This is a genomic window from Castellaniella sp. FW104-7C03, from assembly GCF_040276085.1.
GTDB lineage: Bacteria > Pseudomonadota > Gammaproteobacteria > Burkholderiales > Burkholderiaceae_B > Castellaniella.
In genome coordinates, this window is record NZ_JBELOK010000008.1 from 64,799 (window position 1) to 81,376 (window position 16,578).

Genomic DNA, 16,578 nt, shown 5'->3' on the forward strand with positions numbered 1-16,578 from the left:
CAGCCACGGTGACTAAGCATACTTGGTCACCGTGGCTTTTTCGAGGCGGGAAATCGCCAAATACATCAGGCCCGATAGCAGCGCCAGCACAACGATGGCGGCCATCACAATATTAAGTTTGAATATTTGGCTGCCATTGATGATCAGGAACCCCAGCCCCTGACTGGCAGACTGGAATTCACCCACGATGACACCCACCAGGGCAAGGCCGATGTTCATTTTGAGGGCTGCCAGCATGGTTGGGACACTGCCTGGCAACACCACCATGGTCAAGACCTGCCTGCGTGTTGCACCCAGGGTGATCGCCAGCTTGATCTTGTTGGAGTCAATGCCACGAAAACCTTCATAGACCACCATGATTGTGATGAAGATCGAGATGGCGACGGCCATGCCGTAGATGGAGTAATCCGGGCCCAGCCAGATATAGAAAATAGGCACCAGGGCGATCTTGGGCATGGCATTGGCAATCACCATGAAAGGATCAATGACCTTGTAGAGCGTGGTGGACCACCACAGCATGGCGGCAATGGCGATGCCAACCACCATGCTGAACGTGAAACCCACGAGGGTTGCCCGAAATGTGGCCCATGTGTGGGCCAGGAGATCGCCGTTTTCAAATAAGTCCACCAAGGTGGGCCAGACGGCGCTCGGGTAGCTGGTCAGCAGCGGGTTCATGAGGTGCGTGCGGGCCAGGATTTCCCATAGTGCAAGCACCGCCAGCAGCAGAATGAACCTGGCAGTCAGCACAAAGCGGCGCCGACTGGTTTCGCGGCGCAGATAGGCGGCGTAGGCCGGGCTGGGGGTGGCGGAGGGGGCTTCCGCGTGTCCAGGGGAGGATAGGCTCATTTCAGTGGTTCGAGTATTCATTTGATCTGCTCCCGCGCGACTTAGCCTTCGACGTGAACGTCAAGCTCGTCCCAAAGGGTGTTGAAATACGAAGTGAATTCAGGAAGTGCGCGTACTTCAAAAGGCGTTGGCCGACCCTTTACGCTTGGGAATCGGATCGTGTGCTCCGATTTGATGCGTCCCGGACGGCGGGACAGCACAACAACCCTGTCCGTCATGGAAATCGCTTCACCGATATCGTGTGTGACCAGCACCACCGTCTTGCCTTCAGCACGCAAGACTTCTACGACTTCATCAGCGATGGCAAGCCTGGTTTGCGAATCCAGGGCGGAGAACGGTTCGTCCAGCAGCACCACATCCGGGTTTGTGGTGAGCGTGCGGGCCAGGGCAACACGCTGTCGCATGCCGCCGGACAACGCCTTGGGGTATTGATCCAAAAAGCGGCCCAGACCGCATTTTTCGAGGAAATGGACGGCCCGATCCCGTGCCACACGGATGTCACGCCCCTGAATCTGGGCGCCCAGCAGAGCGTTATCCAGGATCGTGCGCCATTCGAACAGATAGTCTTGCTGCAGCATGTAGCCGATTTTGGGTGAGGGCGTGGTAACTGGCTGATTTCCCACGTGCACCGTGCCTTCTGAAGGGGGCAGGAGCCCGGCGATGATGGACAACAGCGTACTTTTTCCACAGCCCGATTGGCCAATCAGGCTGACGAATTCACCTGGCTCGATGGTCAGCGAGACATCCGACAGGGCCAGTATCTCTACCTTTGGTGTGAAATAGCGCAGTGAGACATGACTGATCCTGATCCGGTTTTCCGCATGGACCGGACGTTCCAGCGTACAGGTATCTGAAGCTTCTGTTGCGATCATGGCGTTACCTTTTTGGCAAAACTGACATCAACCAGTTGCGCATAGGGCACCCGCTGTTCAGGCTTGAGCAAGCCGCGGTCGATCAGCATGTCCTGAAGCTTTTCCATGGCGGCCTGTTCGATCAGCGGATTTTTCTTCCAGAGATGCAAGGGGCGATAGCGGTTGATCGCCTTGACCAGTTCTGCCTGGCTTACACCGGGAAAATACGACTCTATATGCTTGGCAAGATCTTCTGCGGTGGCCGTCTCGACGTATTTCTGTGCCCGATAAATTGCTTTGGTCCAGGCGTCCAGCACCTCCGGGTGCTCCTTGATGTAGGTATCCGTTGTGGTAAAGGCCGTGAAGTCTACCGGCCCGACCTCATGGCCAATTGAGGCCACCACTTCGCCCTTGCCCGCCTTTTCCATGTTGCTTGCCTCGGGTTCAAGAAAAATGGCGTAGTCGGTTCTGTCTGCCATCCATGCGCCGGCGCGCGCAGCGGGCCCGATATTGCTGACAATCTTGACGTCCTTGTCAGGATCCAGGCCATGTTGCTTGAGCGCTGTTTCAAGGAATACATCGGGGTTTGAGCCTTGGCGGAACGACATGACAGACTTGCCTTTCATGTCATTCCAGTTAAAAGGCTTGGTGGGGGTTTTACCCAACAGCAGGAACCCATCAGTTGCGGTGAGGCCGGCAAACAGGCGGGTTTTTACCGGGGATTCGCTATTGTTGACATAGACCGATGCCTCCGGGCCAATCAACACCACATCAGCACCGCCTGACAGCAATGCGGCCATGCCCTTATCGGTTCCCTGAGAGGTCTTGAGGGAGACATCCAGCCCTTCGTCTGTGAAATACCCCTGGTTCAAGGCCACATACATGGGCATATAGAGAATGGAGCGCACCACTTCCTGGTAGCGGACCTTGGTGGGTGATGCGGCGTTGACGGGCATGGTCGATAGCGCCACGCCGCCCGCGATGGCGAGCGATAAGGCGGTATGGAAAGGCCGGTGCAGCGCGAGGCTTCGTAGCGATTTGAAGATGTTCATCGTTTTGTCTCCTGTCGTTTTGATTCATTTATATCAACGGGCAGTGCGGCATTTACACAGGATCATCCTGCGAAGGTCAATGCATTTTTCCCAAGAAGGTGCGCTTCCGAGAAGCGCCTGGCGTACTCTTGCATTCTTGCGTTTCCGAATACGTCGATTGGGGTGGAAGTGACGCGTTCCCTGAAAATTTGCACGTCGACCTCATCGAGCAGGCGCTGCAGGGCGCGTGCAAGCGGCATGCCGTTTTCCATGATCTCCAGCACATGGCTGTTGCCAACCATCAATTGAAGCCCCAGCTCTTTGGCGGCCTCGATCAGTGCGTGCCCCTCGTAGACCCGGCTGATGGAGGCCAGCACGGTATTGATATCGGGGTCTTCCTTGATGGCCGCACGCAGATGGTCGGGGGTGAAGCCGGTATGTGGAAATATATGCACCAGTTTGTGGATCGGGCTGTCAGCATCGCCCAGCAGGACGCGTCCCCGGGTAACCAGGCTGCCCTCCTGGATGTCGTTGGAGCCTTTAAGGCGCCTTTCGGCTTCCAGCATGTCCCTTTCCACCTCCAGCCCCATGAAGCTGTCCAGGCGAGTCAGAATATCGCGCATGCTGCGCACTCCCTCCAGCGGCGTACCCACATACATGACGTTGCCGTGCAGCCCGCCGTACGCGATGCTGCTCTTCAGGATTGAGTGGCCATGCAGATGGGCGATTCCGGGGTGCAAACCGTGAAAGGCCTCATGGCATTCCAGCACTGCAATCCCATATAGATCCAGATAATCCCTGAGGGTCACGCCGCCGCAACTGGCGGCATCTGCCACCGGATGGTGCGCCACAATGGCGTCAACACCAGTGGCGCCTGCCAGTTCGACGCTTTGTTCGGTGAGCGTCATGCAGACCGCGATTTTTTTGATTTCCTTTGTCGGGTCGCCATGGATGAGGCTGGGGATTTCCAGCACGCTCTTGCCGTAGATACCGGATGATTTCAGTATGACGAATTTGTAGCTGCCGTCCCTGGCCGCCTCGACAGAAGGAGCCATGCGTCCGTCCGTAATGATGTTCAGGGAATCCAGGAGGTCGGCAACTGTCTTCATTTTGAAAATCCAATAAAAAAGCCGGCACCAAGCGCTGGAATCGTCTTCCAGTGTTCGGTGCCGGCGATATCGTGCGCTTTCGGATGCCTGCACATGTTGTGCAGAGAACCTGAAAGACCTTCAACCAGCCAGCATGGGCTGCGTAGGGTATTGCATCACAGCATCGAGTGCTTAATGCAAATACGTCTGTACTTCTTTCTTCAGCAGGACAAGCGTCGATGAGAGCTCGTCGTCCCGATCGTAATCTTTAAAGATGGAACTGACTTCAAATTGATAATTTTTGGTCAGGATTTCCTTGAATTGGCTTTTGAACAAGCGAACGAGGTAGTAGTCTGCGATGTCGGCCACCAGTGCCGACTGCTCGCTCACGATCTGTAGCGGTACAACTCTTTTGTGGACGGCCAACATGAAGATTTTTTCGTCCACGATGTCGATTTTCAGGGTGACAACCCCGGTGGCAAACAGGCGCGAATTGATTGCGTTGTAGTCGCGTGTCAATGCCTGCTTTAGTTCACCCAAGGTTTTGCACTGTTCCTGAGCCATGAAGCTACCTGTTGACGTTCATTCACTGGCACTTAATTTAAGTATACAGTATATCGTTTGAATGTTTACCCCAGGGAAACCCTAGAATCAGAGCCAATATTCAGGGGTGGATAGCTTGTTTGTACTTCAACGAGTTCAGCGTGTGAGGTGGTGTTTACCCATAGTTTCTTACATCGGGGGGCAGAATCTCAAGTGTGCATCTCCAAGGGCACACTTTATACTTGCGCCATGTCCCAATATTCTCTTCGTGTCGACCCCGCGACGATCCGTTCCCTGGTCGATATGCCCGAGTGGAAACGCTTTGCCGTAGCTGCACAAACGTGCCCATCGCAAGCGGATGGCCTGGACCTTCTTGAGGCCCCTGGCCTCACCCTAGATGCCAGCGGGCAGCGGCATTCGCCCGAGCTGCATGCGGCGGGTGAAGCCTTGTTGCGCGCCCGTGGCTTTGACGAGCAGCGTCGGCGGCTGTTGGCCGGGGAAGTGGTAAATGTCACGGAGAACCGTGCTGCCTGGCATACGGTGCTGCGCGCGCCGGCCGCGCCACCCGAGGTGCTGGCCGAGCGCGAGCGCATGGACGCCTGGGTGCGCAAGGCCGATGCCGAGCGCCGTTGGCGGCATATCGTGCATATTGGTATCGGCGGCTCAGACTGGGGGGTGCGGCTGGCTGTGTCCGCCTTTGGCTATGCCGGTACCTGGCGTGATGTCCGCTTTGTGGCCAATATCGACGGCCATGCCATCGAGGGCGGCTTGGCCGGCCTGGATCCGCGAGATACGCTGATTGTGCTGGTGTCCAAGTCTTTTACCACCTCTGAAACACTGGAAAACGGCGCCCGCGCCCGAGAGTGGCTGCTGGCTGCCGGCTTGGATCCTGCCAATCATATTGTGGCTGTTACTGCACAGGCGCAACGCGCGCGCGGCTGGGGAGTGGCCGATAGCCATATTTTCAAGCTTTGGGATTGGGTGGGTGGCCGCTTTTCGATCTGGTCGGCGGTCAGCCTCACCACCGCTTTGGCGGTGGGGGCCGACGTGCTGGCCGGCCTGCGCATGGGGGCTGCCGCCATGGACAGCCATTTTGCCCAGGCGCCCTATGCGCTCAATGTGCCGGTACGCATGGCTTTGGCCGGTGTGGTCAATCGCAGCGTGCTGGGCCAGGGCTCGCTTAACATCGCGCCCTACGATTCGCGTCTGGCCAACCTGGTGCCTTATGTGCAGCAGCTGGACATGGAGTCGCTGGGCAAGTCGGTAGACCTGGCCGGGCGCCCGGTGGGTGTGCCCACAGGGCCCGCGGTTTGGGGGATGCCGGGCACAGACGCGCAGCACACCTTTTTTCAGTGGATGCATCAGGGTAGCGACGGCGCGCCGGTCGACTTCATTCTGTGCGCGCATGCCGATCATCATTGGTCGGCCCACCACCGGCAGTTGCTGGCCAATTGCCTGGCTCAGCGTGAGGCACTGATGCGCGGCAAAAGCCTGGCCCAGGCGCGGGCCGAGTGCTTATCCGAGGGGCTGAGCGAAGAGGATGCCGATCGCCTGGCACCCCATCGGGTTCATCCAGGCGGGCGGCCCAATCACCTGATTGCCTTGCCGCGCCTGTCGCCGTACTCGTTGGGTGCCTTGCTGGCGCTGTACGAGCATCGGGTGTTTACCCAGGGCGTCATCTGGGGCATTGATCCCTTTGACCAGTGGGGCGTTGAGTACGGCAAGGTGCTGGCGCGCGGGATCGTGCAGGCCCTGGCGCCAACAAGTGCCGAAGTCAGTGTCGCAGGGCATGATGCCTCAACGTGTCACTGGATCCGGCAGTTGCGTGGCTGATTGGCGGGATTTGAAGTAATCACGCGTCAGTTTCACGATCACTGGGCTAAGCAGGATGAGTGATGCCAGGTTGGGTAGCGCCATCAGGCCGTTAAGGGTGTCGGCTAGCAACCAGGCGAAATCCAGCTGGGTGATGGCACCAAAGGGAATGGCGACAACCCAGATCAGGCGAAACGGCAGGGTGGTTTTGGCACCCAGCAGAAACTCCCAGCATTTCTCGCCGTAGTAGCTCCAGCCTAAAATCGTTGTGAAGGCAAAGATCACCAGAGCGATAGTGAGGATAATGCCGCCGAAGCCGGGCATGGAAACCTCGAATGCACTGGCTGACAATGCGGCGCCGCTTTCCCCGCTGGACCAGACACCAGAGCAGACAATCGCCAGACCCGTGATGCTGCAGATGATGATGGTGTCGATGAATGTACCCATCATGCCAATCAGGCCAGACTCCACTGCATTATTGGTGGTACCCGCTGCCTGCGCAATCCCGGCAGAGCCCAGGCCGGCCTCGTTGGAGAAGATACCGCGGGCCACCCCGAAGCGGATGGCTGCCATGACGGCTGCACCGGCGAAACCGCCCGTTGCGGCAATGGGTGAAAACGCGTGCGAGAAGATCAAGTTCAGCGCTTCAGGGATGCGCTCGGCGTTGATCACGAGAACAACCAGACCTGCCAGTACGTAAGCCACGCACATAAAGGGTACCAGCGAAGCGGCCACAGCACCGATACGCTTGATTCCGCCCAGAATCACCAGACCGATCAGCACCATGGTGACTACGCCGGTGATCCAGGTGGGTACGGCAAAGGTGGCTTCAAGTGCCAGCGCCATGCTGTTGACCTGCACCATATTGCCGATGCCAAAGCCTGCGAAGCCGCCAAATATGGCGAAGGCGACACCCAGCCAAAGCCACTTGCGACCCAGGCCATTTTTGATGGCATACATAGGGCCACCGGAGTGCTCGCCGCGTTCGTCTTTCTCACGGAAGTGCACGGCCACCACGACTTCGGCGTATTTGGTCGCCATCCCTACCAGTGCGGTGCACCACATCCAGAACAATGCGCCGGGGCCGCCCATGGCAATGGCTGTCGCTACGCCGGCGATGTTACCCGTGCCCACGGTGGCTGCAAGGCAAGTCATCAGGGCTTCGAAGGGGCTGATCTCACCGGTGGAGGCATCGCCGCGGTGACGGCCGCGCCAGATCATGGCAAAACCGGTGCCAATACGGCGCAACGGCATGAACCGCAGCAAGACCATCAGAAAGAAGCCCGTGCCCAGGATCAACACCAGCATGGGGGGGCCCCAGACTAAGCCATTGATTTGGTTGACAATAGAATTCAGGGTGTCCAAATGCGTCTCCCGCTGTATAAGTAGAATGTCGGCAATGCTATCACTCTAATTTAGGTAGAAAACACTAAAAAACCTTATAAACCTAGCAATAAGCACCAAAACGGGTTCAATTTACCTATTACCTAGGGTTATCACTAGCGTAGTTTTGCGACTATTCGCTTCCAGAAGATCTGTCTATTCTGCTCTTTCCGGGGGTGCTCCCCTGCTTGACACGGGTGTCAGTGGCCGCATTCCTGGCCTGGTCGACACCTGCCCACACAGGAGACCTGTCATGCGAGAAAGATTGGATTGCGCACTGCTTGCTTCCGGGCAAGAGCCCTGGGTCTCTGCGCTGGCAGGGGTTCACCTCAACGGGCGGCTGCAGGTGCACGCCCTGCCCAAAGAGCATCTGGCCGTGGATACCCTGCTGGATGATCCGGCCCTGATGCGTGGGCGCTACGATGCCGGGGTGCTGTACGCCGACGAGGCCTCGTTGCCGATGTGGCGTACGGCCCTGGCTGCCCGGGCCGGCCGTCTGCCTGCGGTGTTGCTGGTGTATGCCGTTGGTCTTAAAGCCCAGGCGGTACACGATCTCATCGGCCTGGGAGTGTCCGATTTCATCCGCCCGCCATTTTGCCCCGAAGAGCTCCGTGCGCGATTAGAAAGCGTATTGTGCCGTCTGGCCCCTGCTCACGTGGCAGAGCCCAATCCCCTATATGGCAGTGCCACAGGCAAGATGACACTGGCTTGTCAAAGCCCCACCGAGGCTGATCTCTGCGAGTCGATTCTCGAGCGTTCCGGCGAAGAACTCGAAGCCTATGCAGTGGCGCTGGCAATGCAGCGGGCTACTTCCCGAGAGTCCTTTCGCGAAGCCAAAGGCCAGGTGGTTGCCCGGTTTGAGAAAGCCTATATCTGTGCGGCGCTAGGGCGCCACGGCGGCAATATTACGCTGGCCGCCCGCATGGCACAAAAGCACCGGCGGGCTTTTTGGGCACTGATGCGCAAGCACGGCATCGACCCCACACCCTATCGTGCCGAGTTCGAAGACATCACACGCAGTGGGGCGGGTAAAATCCAAGGTCATCCGCTTGTTGAACCTTATTCGCGTGGTGTACGCGATCGCCCACAGGATATCTGACGTGACCCCTTTGAAAAACGATACGTTTTTACGCGCGCTGCTGCGCCAGCCTGTTCCTTACACGCCAATCTGGATGATGCGTCAGGCAGGCCGCTATCTTCCCGAGTACAACCAAACGCGCGCCAGGGCAGGGTCGTTTCTGGGTTTGGCGCAAAATCCTGAATACGCCTGCGAAGTCTCCCTGCAGCCCTTGCGCCGCTTTGATCTGGATGCTGCAATCCTGTTTTCCGATATTCTCACGGTGCCCGACGCCATGGGCCTGGGCCTGCAGTTTGTGGCCGGAGAAGGCCCGCACTTCGAGCGCCCGCTGCGCGACGAGCAGGCCATTACGGCCCTGCAAGTGCCCGACATGGGCCGCCTGCAATACGTCTTCGACGCGGTGTCGCTGGTGCGCCGCGAGCTCGACGGCAGCGTACCCCTGATCGGCTTTTCCGGCAGCCCCTGGACACTGGCCTGCTATATGGTTGAGGGTCAGGGCAGCACTGATTACCGCCAGATCAAGACGTTGCTGTATCAACGTCCCGATCTCCTGCACCATATTCTCGACATCAACGCGCAGTCGGTGCAGGCATATCTCAACGCACAGATCCGTGCAGGTGCGCAGGCCGTCATGGTCTTTGACAGCTGGGGTGGGGTATTGGCCGACGGCATGTTCCAGCAGTTCTCGCTGCGCTACACCCAGCAAGTGCTGGACGGCCTGATTCGAGAACACGAGGGGCAGCGTATTCCTGCCATTGTCTTTACCAAGGGGGGCGGTCAGTGGGTGCGGGATATTGCTGCCTCGGGCTGCGATGCCGTGGGCCTCGACTGGACAGCCCGGCTGTCCGCTGCGCGCCTGGCTGTCAATGATCAAGTAGCCCTGCAAGGCAACCTCGATCCCATGGCGCTGTTTGGTGGCGATGCAGCCATCCGCACCGAAGTCCGTCGTGTGTTGGCTGATTTTGGCCAGGTGGGCAAAGGTGGCCATGTCTTTAATCTGGGCCACGGGATTTCCCAATTTACGTCGCCCGATGCTGTGGTATCGCTGGTCGACGAAGTGCATTCGGCCAGCAGGGCCTATCATGCCTGACACCCTTCGCTGCCTCACCTGATCCCCTGGCGGCAGCGGACAGTTTTCCGATAGCAAGGCCCTGATCTGCTTACCCACGTATCAGGCCTTGCCTCTAAGCACTTGATTTTGCTGCCCCTGTTCAAGGGCTTGACTTTTGTGCTTATGCACAATTTTCAGATGCTCAGGGAAAACACCCAAGATTCTTGAACAAATCTTGGATTAATTCTTAACCTGTTGATTAATAAACAATTATCTAAAAGTACTGTTGTTTTGACAGGTCTTGACGTTCTTTTGGAACTGGTGTTGGCACCTTTATTGTCTCTTTCTCCACAAAGTTATCCACAGGCTTGGCCGTGGATGCTGTCTAGCCGGTGAGTCCCTTGGCTGCCTCGATAGCGCCCCATGCGGCTGTTGCCAAAGAGGATAAAACCATGACAGTGGCCTCATCGGTGTACCTTGCCGTTGCCCTGGATGTCCCTCTGCCCGGCCTGTTTGATTATCGGCATGAGGTGCCTGTGGCAGCCGGCACGCGGGTGCTGGTTACGTTTGGCCGGCGCAAAATGGTGGGGATTGTCTGGGAGACACGCGAGCACCCCCAGGTGGCAGAAGATCGTGTCCGTGCCATCGAGGCCGTGCTGGATGATTTGCCTCCCTTGCCGGAAGACTGGCGGCGCTTGGCTGCGTTTGCTGCCCGGTATTACCACCGCCCCTTGGGCGAAGTGATGCTGCCGGCCTTGCCGCCGCCGCTGCGCAGGCCGGCGGCTTATACTGGTGCGCGTTCTGCCGGTGGGCCCGTCAGCCGCGCAGACCGTCGGCCTGGGCTTTCGCGTGTACTGGTGGATCCCACCGAGGCCCCGATGGTGGTGCCCACTCTCACGTTGCAGCAACAACAGGCCCTGGACACCCTGGATGGGCTGCTTGACCGTGGGCAAGGGGTTGCCTTGCTGCACGGTGTCACCGGTAGTGGCAAAACCGAGCTCTATTTGCGTTTGGCCAAGCGCGTCCTCGACGCCGGCCGCCAGGTCATGATCCTGGTGCCAGAGATCAACCTCACCCCCCAGTTCGAGCACATCGTGCGACAACGGCTTTGCCAGCAGCCCCAGGAGCTGGCGGTATTGCACAGCCGCTTGTCCGATGGCGAGCGTCTGCGTGCATGGTTGCGCGTGCTAAGGGGCGAAGCCACCCTGTTGCTGGGTACCCGGCTTGCCTTGATGACACCAATGCCTCGTTTGGGCCTGATTGTGGTGGACGAAGAGCACGATGCTTCGTACAAGCAGCAAGATGGCTTGCGGTACTCGGCACGTGACCTCGCCATCTGGCGCGGGCACGACCAGAAAATCCCCGTGGTGTTGGGGTCTGCCACACCCTCGCTGGAAACCTGGCGGCGTGCCCAGGCACACAATTACCTGCTGGTCAGCCTGCCTGACCGCGTGCAGGCCCAGGCCTTGCCAGAAATTGTGCTGGTCGATACGCGTCGGGCACAACTCGAGCAGGGGTTTACGCCACAGCTGCTGCAGGCCCTGGAGGCCCGCCTCGATCGCGGCGAGCAAAGCTTGGTATTCCTTAATCGCCGGGGTTATGCGCCCGTATTGCGGTGTTTGTCGTGTGGCTGGGTAAGCCAGTGCACGCGCTGCACAGCGCACACGGTGCTGCATCGAGTGTCGGGCGGCCGGGCCTTGCTGCAATGCCACCATTGTGGCGAAGCTCATCCGGTGCCTCGTGCCTGCCCCGACTGCGGCGACCAAGACCTGCAGCCGATGGGGCGGGGCACTCAAAGGGTCGAAGAATTCCTAGCCGAGCGTTTTCCTGCGGCGCGCATTATCCGTATCGACGCGGATGCAACCCGGCGCAAGGGCAGTGCGCAAGCGCTGTTTGCGCAGGTTCATGCCGGGCAGGCCGATATTCTGGTGGGCACCCAGATGGTGGCCAAGGGCCACGACTTTGCCGGCCTGGGTTTGGTGGGCGTGCTTAACGCTGACGCCATGCTGTTTGCCCAGGATTTCCGGGCCCCCGAGCGCCTGTTTGCACAATTGATGCAGGTGGCCGGCCGGGCTGGGCGCCGGGCTGGGGGGGCGCAGGTACTGGTGCAAACCGACTACCCCGAGCAAACCGTTTATCAAGCCTTGTGTCGCCATGATTACAACGGCTTTGCCACCGCAATGCTGGCAGAGCGTGAAGACCTCGGCCTGCCGCCCTTTTCCTGTCAGGCACTCATTACCGCGCAGGCCACCCAGCTGGCGGATGCTCTGGCGTTTTTACGCGCAGTCCGTGCTTGGGCGCAACCCCTCACCGAGGGCACTGGCGTGCAACTGTATGATGCAGTGCCTCTGCGTGTGGTGCGTGTGGCCCGCATCGAAAGAGCGCAATTGCTGATCGAGTCTCCGCGTCGAGGTGCCTTGCATGGTGTGTTGCAGGCACTCTTGCCGCAACTGGATGCCCTGGCACAGGGCTGGCCCGTGCGCTGGGCCGTCGAGATCGACCCACAGGAAATCTGACCCATGGACCTCAATGCCCGTCAGCAAGAAGCCGTGCACTATCTGGATGGCCCCTGTCTGGTGCTGGCCGGCGCGGGCAGCGGCAAGACGCGGGTCATCACACGCAAGATGGCTTATTTGCTTCAGGAATGTGGTTATCAGGGCCGCCATATTGTGGCGCTTACCTTTACCAACAAGGCTGCGCGCGAAATGAGCGAGCGTGTCCGGACCCTCGCCAACCCTCGTCTGCTGCGAGGTTTGACAGTCGGGACATTTCACTCGCTGGGTTTGAAGTTTCTGCGCGAGGAATACGCCGCGCTGGGCCTGAAACGCGGGTTCTCCATCCTGGATGCCACGGATGCGCTGGGAATTATCCAGGAGCTCCTGGCCAGTACCGATCGCGCGCGTCTGCGCGCGGTGCAGCAAACCATTTCTCTCTGGAAAAACGCACAGCTGGGCCCCGATGCGGCCGCCAAACAGGCCCAGACGGCGGATGATGCCGAGGCCGTGCGTATCTACAGAAGCTATGAAGCCACCCTGCGCGCATATCAGTCGCTGGATTTTGATGACCTGATCCGCCTGCCTGCCCACTTGCTGCAAACAGATGAGGCCGTCAGGCAGCGCTGGCAATCGCGTGTTCAGTATTTGCTGGTAGACGAATACCAGGACACCAATGCCTGCCAGTATCAGTTGGTGCGCCTGTTGTGCGGCGATCGGGCCCAATTTACGGCAGTGGGAGATGATGATCAGGCGATTTACGCCTGGCGCGGTGCAACCGTCGAAAACCTTGCTCAGCTCGAGCGCGACTACCCCCGTCTCAAGGTCGTCAAGCTCGAGCAAAACTATCGCTCTGTGCAGCGCATCCTGCAGGCTGCCAACCAAGTCATCAGCCATAATCCAAAAACCTTCGATAAAACCCTGTGGTCGGATCTGGGCGTGGGAGATGCCATCGGCGTGACCGCCATGGATACAGATCTTGTCGAGGCAGAATCCATTGCCATGCGGTTATCAGCCGCGCGCTTCGAGCGTCAGGCCCAATGGAAAGACTTTGCCGTGCTGTACCGTGGTAACCATCAGGCCCGGGTATTCGAGCAGGCGCTGCGCACTTTGCGGATCCCTTATACCGTGTCTGGCGGGCAAAGTTTTTTCGATAAGGCTGAAATCCGTGATGTGCTGGCGTGGTTGCGGCTGATTGCCAATGATGACGAAGATCCCGCGTTCATTCGGGCCGCCACCACGCCCAAGCGCGGTATTGGCCAAAACACCCTTCAGGCCTTGGGGGCCGAGGCGGCGCGGCGGGGTGTTTCCCTGTTTGCAGTCGCTGCCGAGGTAAATGAGGCGCTTCTGCCCACTGCGCGGCAACGCGAGGCCGTGCAATCCTTTGTCCGTCTGATCCAGTATTTTCAGGCGCGTGCGGCGCGCCGGGGTGGGGCGGTGCCGGTGATGCCGGGGGCATCCACGCAGGCGGATCTGGCGTTTGAGCCCGATCCATCTCCCGCAGGGGGTTCGCTGGCAGGGGGGTTGATCCGTGAACCAGACGGCCAGGCAGCAGCTGCCGGTATAGATGGCTTGATTACCGACAATGCCGGCCGGGTGCTGGAAGACCTGCTGGCCGCCATGGGCTACGAACGCCATCTGTACGATATCCTGGATGAGCGCCAGGCGCTGGCCCGCTGGACCAACGTCCTCGAACTCCTGTCCTGGCTCAAGCGCAAGGCCGATGAGGATGAACTCACGCTGCTCGAGCTCGTGCAGCACGTGGCGCTGGTAACCATGCTGGAGCGTTCAGACAACGAAGAGCCGGACGCTGTCAAACTCTCCACCTTGCATGCGTCTAAGGGGCTGGAGTTTCCCCATGTTTATTTGATCGGGGTAGAAGAAGGCCTGCTGCCCCACCGGGGGGGTGACGACGAAGGCGATGTCAGCGAAGCGGCCATGGCTGCCCGGTTACGCCGCATCCAGGAAGAGCGTCGCCTGATGTATGTGGGTATTACGCGTGCGCAACGCACCCTGCAGTTAAGTTGGTGCCGCAAACGACGTCGCGGCCGTGAGGATACCGTTTGTGAACCCTCTCGGTTTATTGCCGAGATGGGCCTGGAGGCCCAGATCGCAGGAGGATTGCCTGCAGAGACGGGCCTGGATCCAGACCGCGCACTGGATCGCCTCAAGAACTTACTGAAGCGCCCATAAAAACAGCCGCTTTCTTAAGCGGCTGTGGGTACTGCCTTCGCGGAAGATCTGCCCGTCAAACGGATACTTTTTTACCAGGGTGCGCGGTTATACAGCATGTTGCGGGCGCGCGCTTCGGCATGGGCGTTAATCGCCACCACCACTCCCCGGCCAAATGCTCTGGTGCCGCGGGCCAGCAGACGACCAACTTTGCGTACGCCCTTTTGCAAGGACAGCGGCTTTGACTCGTCCAGGCTTGCGTGCAGATAAGCGCGCTCTAGAGAATCAGACAACAGGTTTGGGGTGTAGGTATGGCTCATAACTGACTCCTGCTTCAGAAGCTTCAGATTTCGATAGAGTCAGTATAGGGTAAACCCTAAATAAAAGCTAGGGGTAAACCCTAATCTTCTGTTTGATGAGGCCTTTTGTGAGATCTGTGGTGAAAAAACAAAGCATGCCTTATCCCTTGCGGGTAAAGAATTGTTGAAATGCCGCTTGGGCCTCTGGAGATTTCAGCCGCTCGAAAAACACCGCTGCCTCGGCATCCAGTACCTGGTGCACGGCCGGCCTGTCATTGGCTTTCAGCAGCCGCTTGCTGGCACGTAGTGCGGCTGTGGGTTGTGCGGCCAGGCCTTTGGCGCAGGCTCTTGCTGCCGCCAGGGGGTCGTCTTCGATGCTGTGGATCAGATGCCCTTCCAGGGCTTGTGTGGCACCAAAGGGCTGGGCATGCAGCAGCCATTGGGCGGCAAGCCTTGGGCCCGCCAGGCGTGGCAGCAGATAGCTGGAAGCCCCTTCCGGACAGAGCCCAAGCGACACGAACGGCAGCCTGAAGACAGCGGTTTGATCGGCATACACGAAATCGCAGTGTGCCAGCAGCGTAACCCCGACACCCACCGCCTGCCCTTGTACTGACGCAATCACGGGCACGTCGATGTCGGCGAGTGTGTGCAAAAAAGCGATGGAGCCCACATCGCGGCTGCTTTGCGGTATCTGAAATTCGGACAGATCATTACCGGCGGTAAAGTGGCCGCCGGCGCCGTGCAGGATTACCGCCGTGCACTCAGGGTTGGTGTTGGCGGCCTGCAATGCTTGGTCGATCTCGCGGTACATTGCGTCGGTGAGTGCATTGCGGCGCTCGGGGCGATCAATCAGGATTTCCAGGATCGGGCCGTCTTGCTGGGTGCGGATCATGCGCAGGTCTCCCGTGAGAAATGGTCTTGCAAGGCACGCGCTGCCTGGTCGTACTCCTGGCGCAATTGATCGACGATCTCGGAGGTGGGCAGGATGCTGTCGATATTGCCTACCCCTTGGCCCGCCCCCCAGATATCTCGCCAGGCTTTTTTGTTGTCGCTGCCAAAGTGGGTGTCCTGGGCGGCAGGGAGGTTGTCTGGGTCCAGGCCAATCTGGCGCACGCAAGGCTTGAGGTAGTTGCCGGGGATGCCGGTGAAGTAGGGGGTGTAGACAATGTCGGCGGCTGCGGTGTCGACGATCATCTGTTTATATTCTTGCTGGGCATGCGCCTCGGTGCTGGCGATAAATCTGGTGCCCATATAGGCAAAATCGGCGCCCATGGCGCGCGCAGCCAACACGTCCTGGCCACGGCTGATTGCCCCAGACAGGCAGATCGGCCCGTCAAAGATCTGCCGGATCTCTCCCAGCAGCGCAAAAGGCGATAAGGTGCCTGCGTGGCCCCCCGCGCCTGAGCACACCAGGATGAGGCCATCCACACCGGCGTCGATGGCCTTGCGGGCGTGGCGCAGCGTGGTGACATCATGGAAGACCTTGCCGCCCCACTGATGTACTGCGTCTACTACCTGGTTGGGTGCCCGCAAGCTGGTGATGATGAGTGGCACCTGATGGCGGGCGCATGTTTCCAGATCCGCCTGCAGACGATCATTGGACTGATGAATGATGTGGTTGATGGCGTAGGGCGGTACCGGACGGTTGGGGTGTGCCTCGCGCAAGGCGGCCAACCCGTTTTCGATCTCGGTGAGCCATGTATCCAGTGTTTCTTGCGGGCGGGCGTTCAGGGCGGGCATCGAGCCGATGATTCCGCTGGCGCACTGGGCGACCACAAGCTGCGGATTAGAGATGATGAACATGGGTGCAGCCATCACCGGCAAGGTCATGGTTTGGTGCAGGGATGTCACAAGAGGGTGAGGCATGGATGAGTCTCCGACGGGCTAAGCCACCTATTCTAATTCAAACGACCGTTTGAATCATTCGGGTAA

Annotated in this window: 14 protein-coding genes; 5 read left to right on the plus strand and 9 right to left on the minus strand. The window is 59.0% G+C overall.

The annotated features are described in order from the left end of the window. Nucleotides 1-12: 12 nt before the first annotated feature. The 5 genes from ABS758_RS10730 to ABS758_RS10750 form a co-directional block, all read right to left on the minus strand. Complete coding sequence (locus tag ABS758_RS10730; RefSeq protein WP_350382674.1) at nt 13-867, minus strand: ABC transporter permease; 855 nt, start codon at nt 865-867, stop codon at nt 13-15. 20 nt (nt 868-887) lie between these two features. After that, nucleotides 888-1,718 carry an ABC transporter ATP-binding protein gene (locus tag ABS758_RS10735; RefSeq protein ID WP_350382675.1) on the minus strand — a complete coding sequence of 277 codons (831 nt, stop codon included), beginning with the start codon at nt 1,716-1,718 and terminating at the stop codon, nt 888-890. After that, nucleotides 1,715-2,749: an ABC transporter substrate-binding protein gene (locus ABS758_RS10740; RefSeq protein ID WP_350382677.1), complete on the minus strand. Its 1,035-nt coding sequence runs from the start codon at nt 2,747-2,749 to the stop codon at nt 1,715-1,717. The genes ABS758_RS10735 and ABS758_RS10740 overlap by 4 nt, the downstream gene beginning before the upstream one ends. A gap of 62 nt (nt 2,750-2,811) precedes the next feature. Further along, complete coding sequence (locus ABS758_RS10745; protein ID WP_350382679.1) at nt 2,812-3,837, minus strand: Nif3-like dinuclear metal center hexameric protein; 1,026 nt, start codon at nt 3,835-3,837, stop codon at nt 2,812-2,814. A 171-nt stretch (nt 3,838-4,008) separates the two neighbouring features. Continuing rightward, on the minus strand, nt 4,009-4,380 hold the full coding sequence (locus tag ABS758_RS10750) for a Na-translocating system protein MpsC family protein (RefSeq protein ID WP_350382681.1): 372 nt from the start codon (nt 4,378-4,380) through the stop codon (nt 4,009-4,011). A gap of 228 nt (nt 4,381-4,608) precedes the next feature. Between ABS758_RS10750 and pgi the strand changes: the two genes are divergently transcribed. Continuing rightward, nucleotides 4,609-6,192, plus strand: coding sequence for a glucose-6-phosphate isomerase (pgi, locus tag ABS758_RS10755; protein ID WP_350382682.1), 1,584 nt, complete (start codon nt 4,609-4,611; stop codon nt 6,190-6,192). On the opposite strand, the gene ABS758_RS10760 is transcribed toward pgi, so the two are convergent. Continuing rightward, complete coding sequence (locus ABS758_RS10760; protein WP_350382684.1) at nt 6,157-7,536, minus strand: alanine/glycine:cation symporter family protein; 1,380 nt, start codon at nt 7,534-7,536, stop codon at nt 6,157-6,159. The genes pgi and ABS758_RS10760 overlap by 36 nt on opposite strands. Nucleotides 7,537-7,807: 271 nt before the next feature. On the opposite strand from ABS758_RS10760, the gene ABS758_RS10765 reads away from it, so the two are divergent. From ABS758_RS10765 to ABS758_RS10780, 4 genes are all read left to right on the plus strand, one after another. Then, nucleotides 7,808-8,653, plus strand: a complete 846-nt coding sequence (locus ABS758_RS10765; RefSeq protein WP_350382685.1) for a helix-turn-helix domain-containing protein — start codon at nt 7,808-7,810, stop codon at nt 8,651-8,653. Between the two features lies 1 nt (nt 8,654). Then, complete coding sequence (gene hemE / locus ABS758_RS10770) at nt 8,655-9,722, plus strand: uroporphyrinogen decarboxylase (RefSeq protein WP_350382687.1); 1,068 nt, start codon at nt 8,655-8,657, stop codon at nt 9,720-9,722. 413 nt (nt 9,723-10,135) lie between these two features. Then, nucleotides 10,136-12,199, plus strand: coding sequence for a primosomal protein N' (locus ABS758_RS10775; RefSeq protein WP_350382689.1), 2,064 nt, complete (start codon nt 10,136-10,138; stop codon nt 12,197-12,199). 3 nt (nt 12,200-12,202) lie between these two features. Continuing rightward, on the plus strand, nt 12,203-14,368 hold the full coding sequence (locus ABS758_RS10780) for a UvrD-helicase domain-containing protein (RefSeq protein WP_350382691.1): 2,166 nt from the start codon (nt 12,203-12,205) through the stop codon (nt 14,366-14,368). 71 nt (nt 14,369-14,439) lie between these two features. Here the strand turns inward: ABS758_RS10780 and ABS758_RS10785 are convergent, their stop codons facing one another. From ABS758_RS10785 to ABS758_RS10795, 3 genes are all read right to left on the minus strand, one after another. Next, nucleotides 14,440-14,667, minus strand: a complete 228-nt coding sequence (locus ABS758_RS10785) for a hypothetical protein (protein ID WP_350382693.1) — start codon at nt 14,665-14,667, stop codon at nt 14,440-14,442. A 139-nt stretch (nt 14,668-14,806) separates the two neighbouring features. Then, entirely contained in the window at nt 14,807-15,544 is a 738-nt protein-coding gene (locus ABS758_RS10790; RefSeq protein WP_350382843.1) for an enoyl-CoA hydratase-related protein, read from the minus strand. Next, nucleotides 15,535-16,512: an NAD(P)H-dependent flavin oxidoreductase gene (locus tag ABS758_RS10795; protein WP_350382695.1), complete on the minus strand. Its 978-nt coding sequence runs from the start codon at nt 16,510-16,512 to the stop codon at nt 15,535-15,537. Before ABS758_RS10795 ends, ABS758_RS10790 begins: the two co-directional genes overlap by 10 nt. Nucleotides 16,513-16,578 lie beyond the last annotated feature (66 nt).

What these genes read in the sequence shown, in the direction of transcription:
- ABS758_RS10780 (WP_350382691.1), top strand. Translation starts at nt 12,203, where the DNA reads ATGGACCTCAATGCCCGTCAGCAAGAAGCCGTGCACTATCTGGATGGC.
- ABS758_RS10765 (WP_350382685.1), top strand. Translation starts at nt 7,808, where the DNA reads ATGCGAGAAAGATTGGATTGCGCACTGCTTGCTTCCGGGCAAGAGCCC.
- ABS758_RS10750 (WP_350382681.1), bottom strand. Translation starts at nt 4,380, where the DNA reads ATGGCTCAGGAACAGTGCAAAACCTTGGGTGAACTAAAGCAGGCATTG.
- ABS758_RS10795 (WP_350382695.1), bottom strand. Translation starts at nt 16,512, where the DNA reads ATGCCTCACCCTCTTGTGACATCCCTGCACCAAACCATGACCTTGCCG.
- ABS758_RS10740 (WP_350382677.1), bottom strand. Translation starts at nt 2,749, where the DNA reads ATGAACATCTTCAAATCGCTACGAAGCCTCGCGCTGCACCGGCCTTTC.
- ABS758_RS10775 (WP_350382689.1), top strand. Translation starts at nt 10,136, where the DNA reads ATGACAGTGGCCTCATCGGTGTACCTTGCCGTTGCCCTGGATGTCCCT.
- pgi (WP_350382682.1), top strand. Translation starts at nt 4,609, where the DNA reads ATGTCCCAATATTCTCTTCGTGTCGACCCCGCGACGATCCGTTCCCTG.
- ABS758_RS10785 (WP_350382693.1), bottom strand. Translation starts at nt 14,667, where the DNA reads ATGAGCCATACCTACACCCCAAACCTGTTGTCTGATTCTCTAGAGCGC.
- ABS758_RS10745 (WP_350382679.1), bottom strand. Translation starts at nt 3,837, where the DNA reads ATGAAGACAGTTGCCGACCTCCTGGATTCCCTGAACATCATTACGGAC.
- ABS758_RS10735 (WP_350382675.1), bottom strand. Translation starts at nt 1,718, where the DNA reads ATGATCGCAACAGAAGCTTCAGATACCTGTACGCTGGAACGTCCGGTC.
- ABS758_RS10730 (WP_350382674.1), bottom strand. Translation starts at nt 867, where the DNA reads ATGAATACTCGAACCACTGAAATGAGCCTATCCTCCCCTGGACACGCG.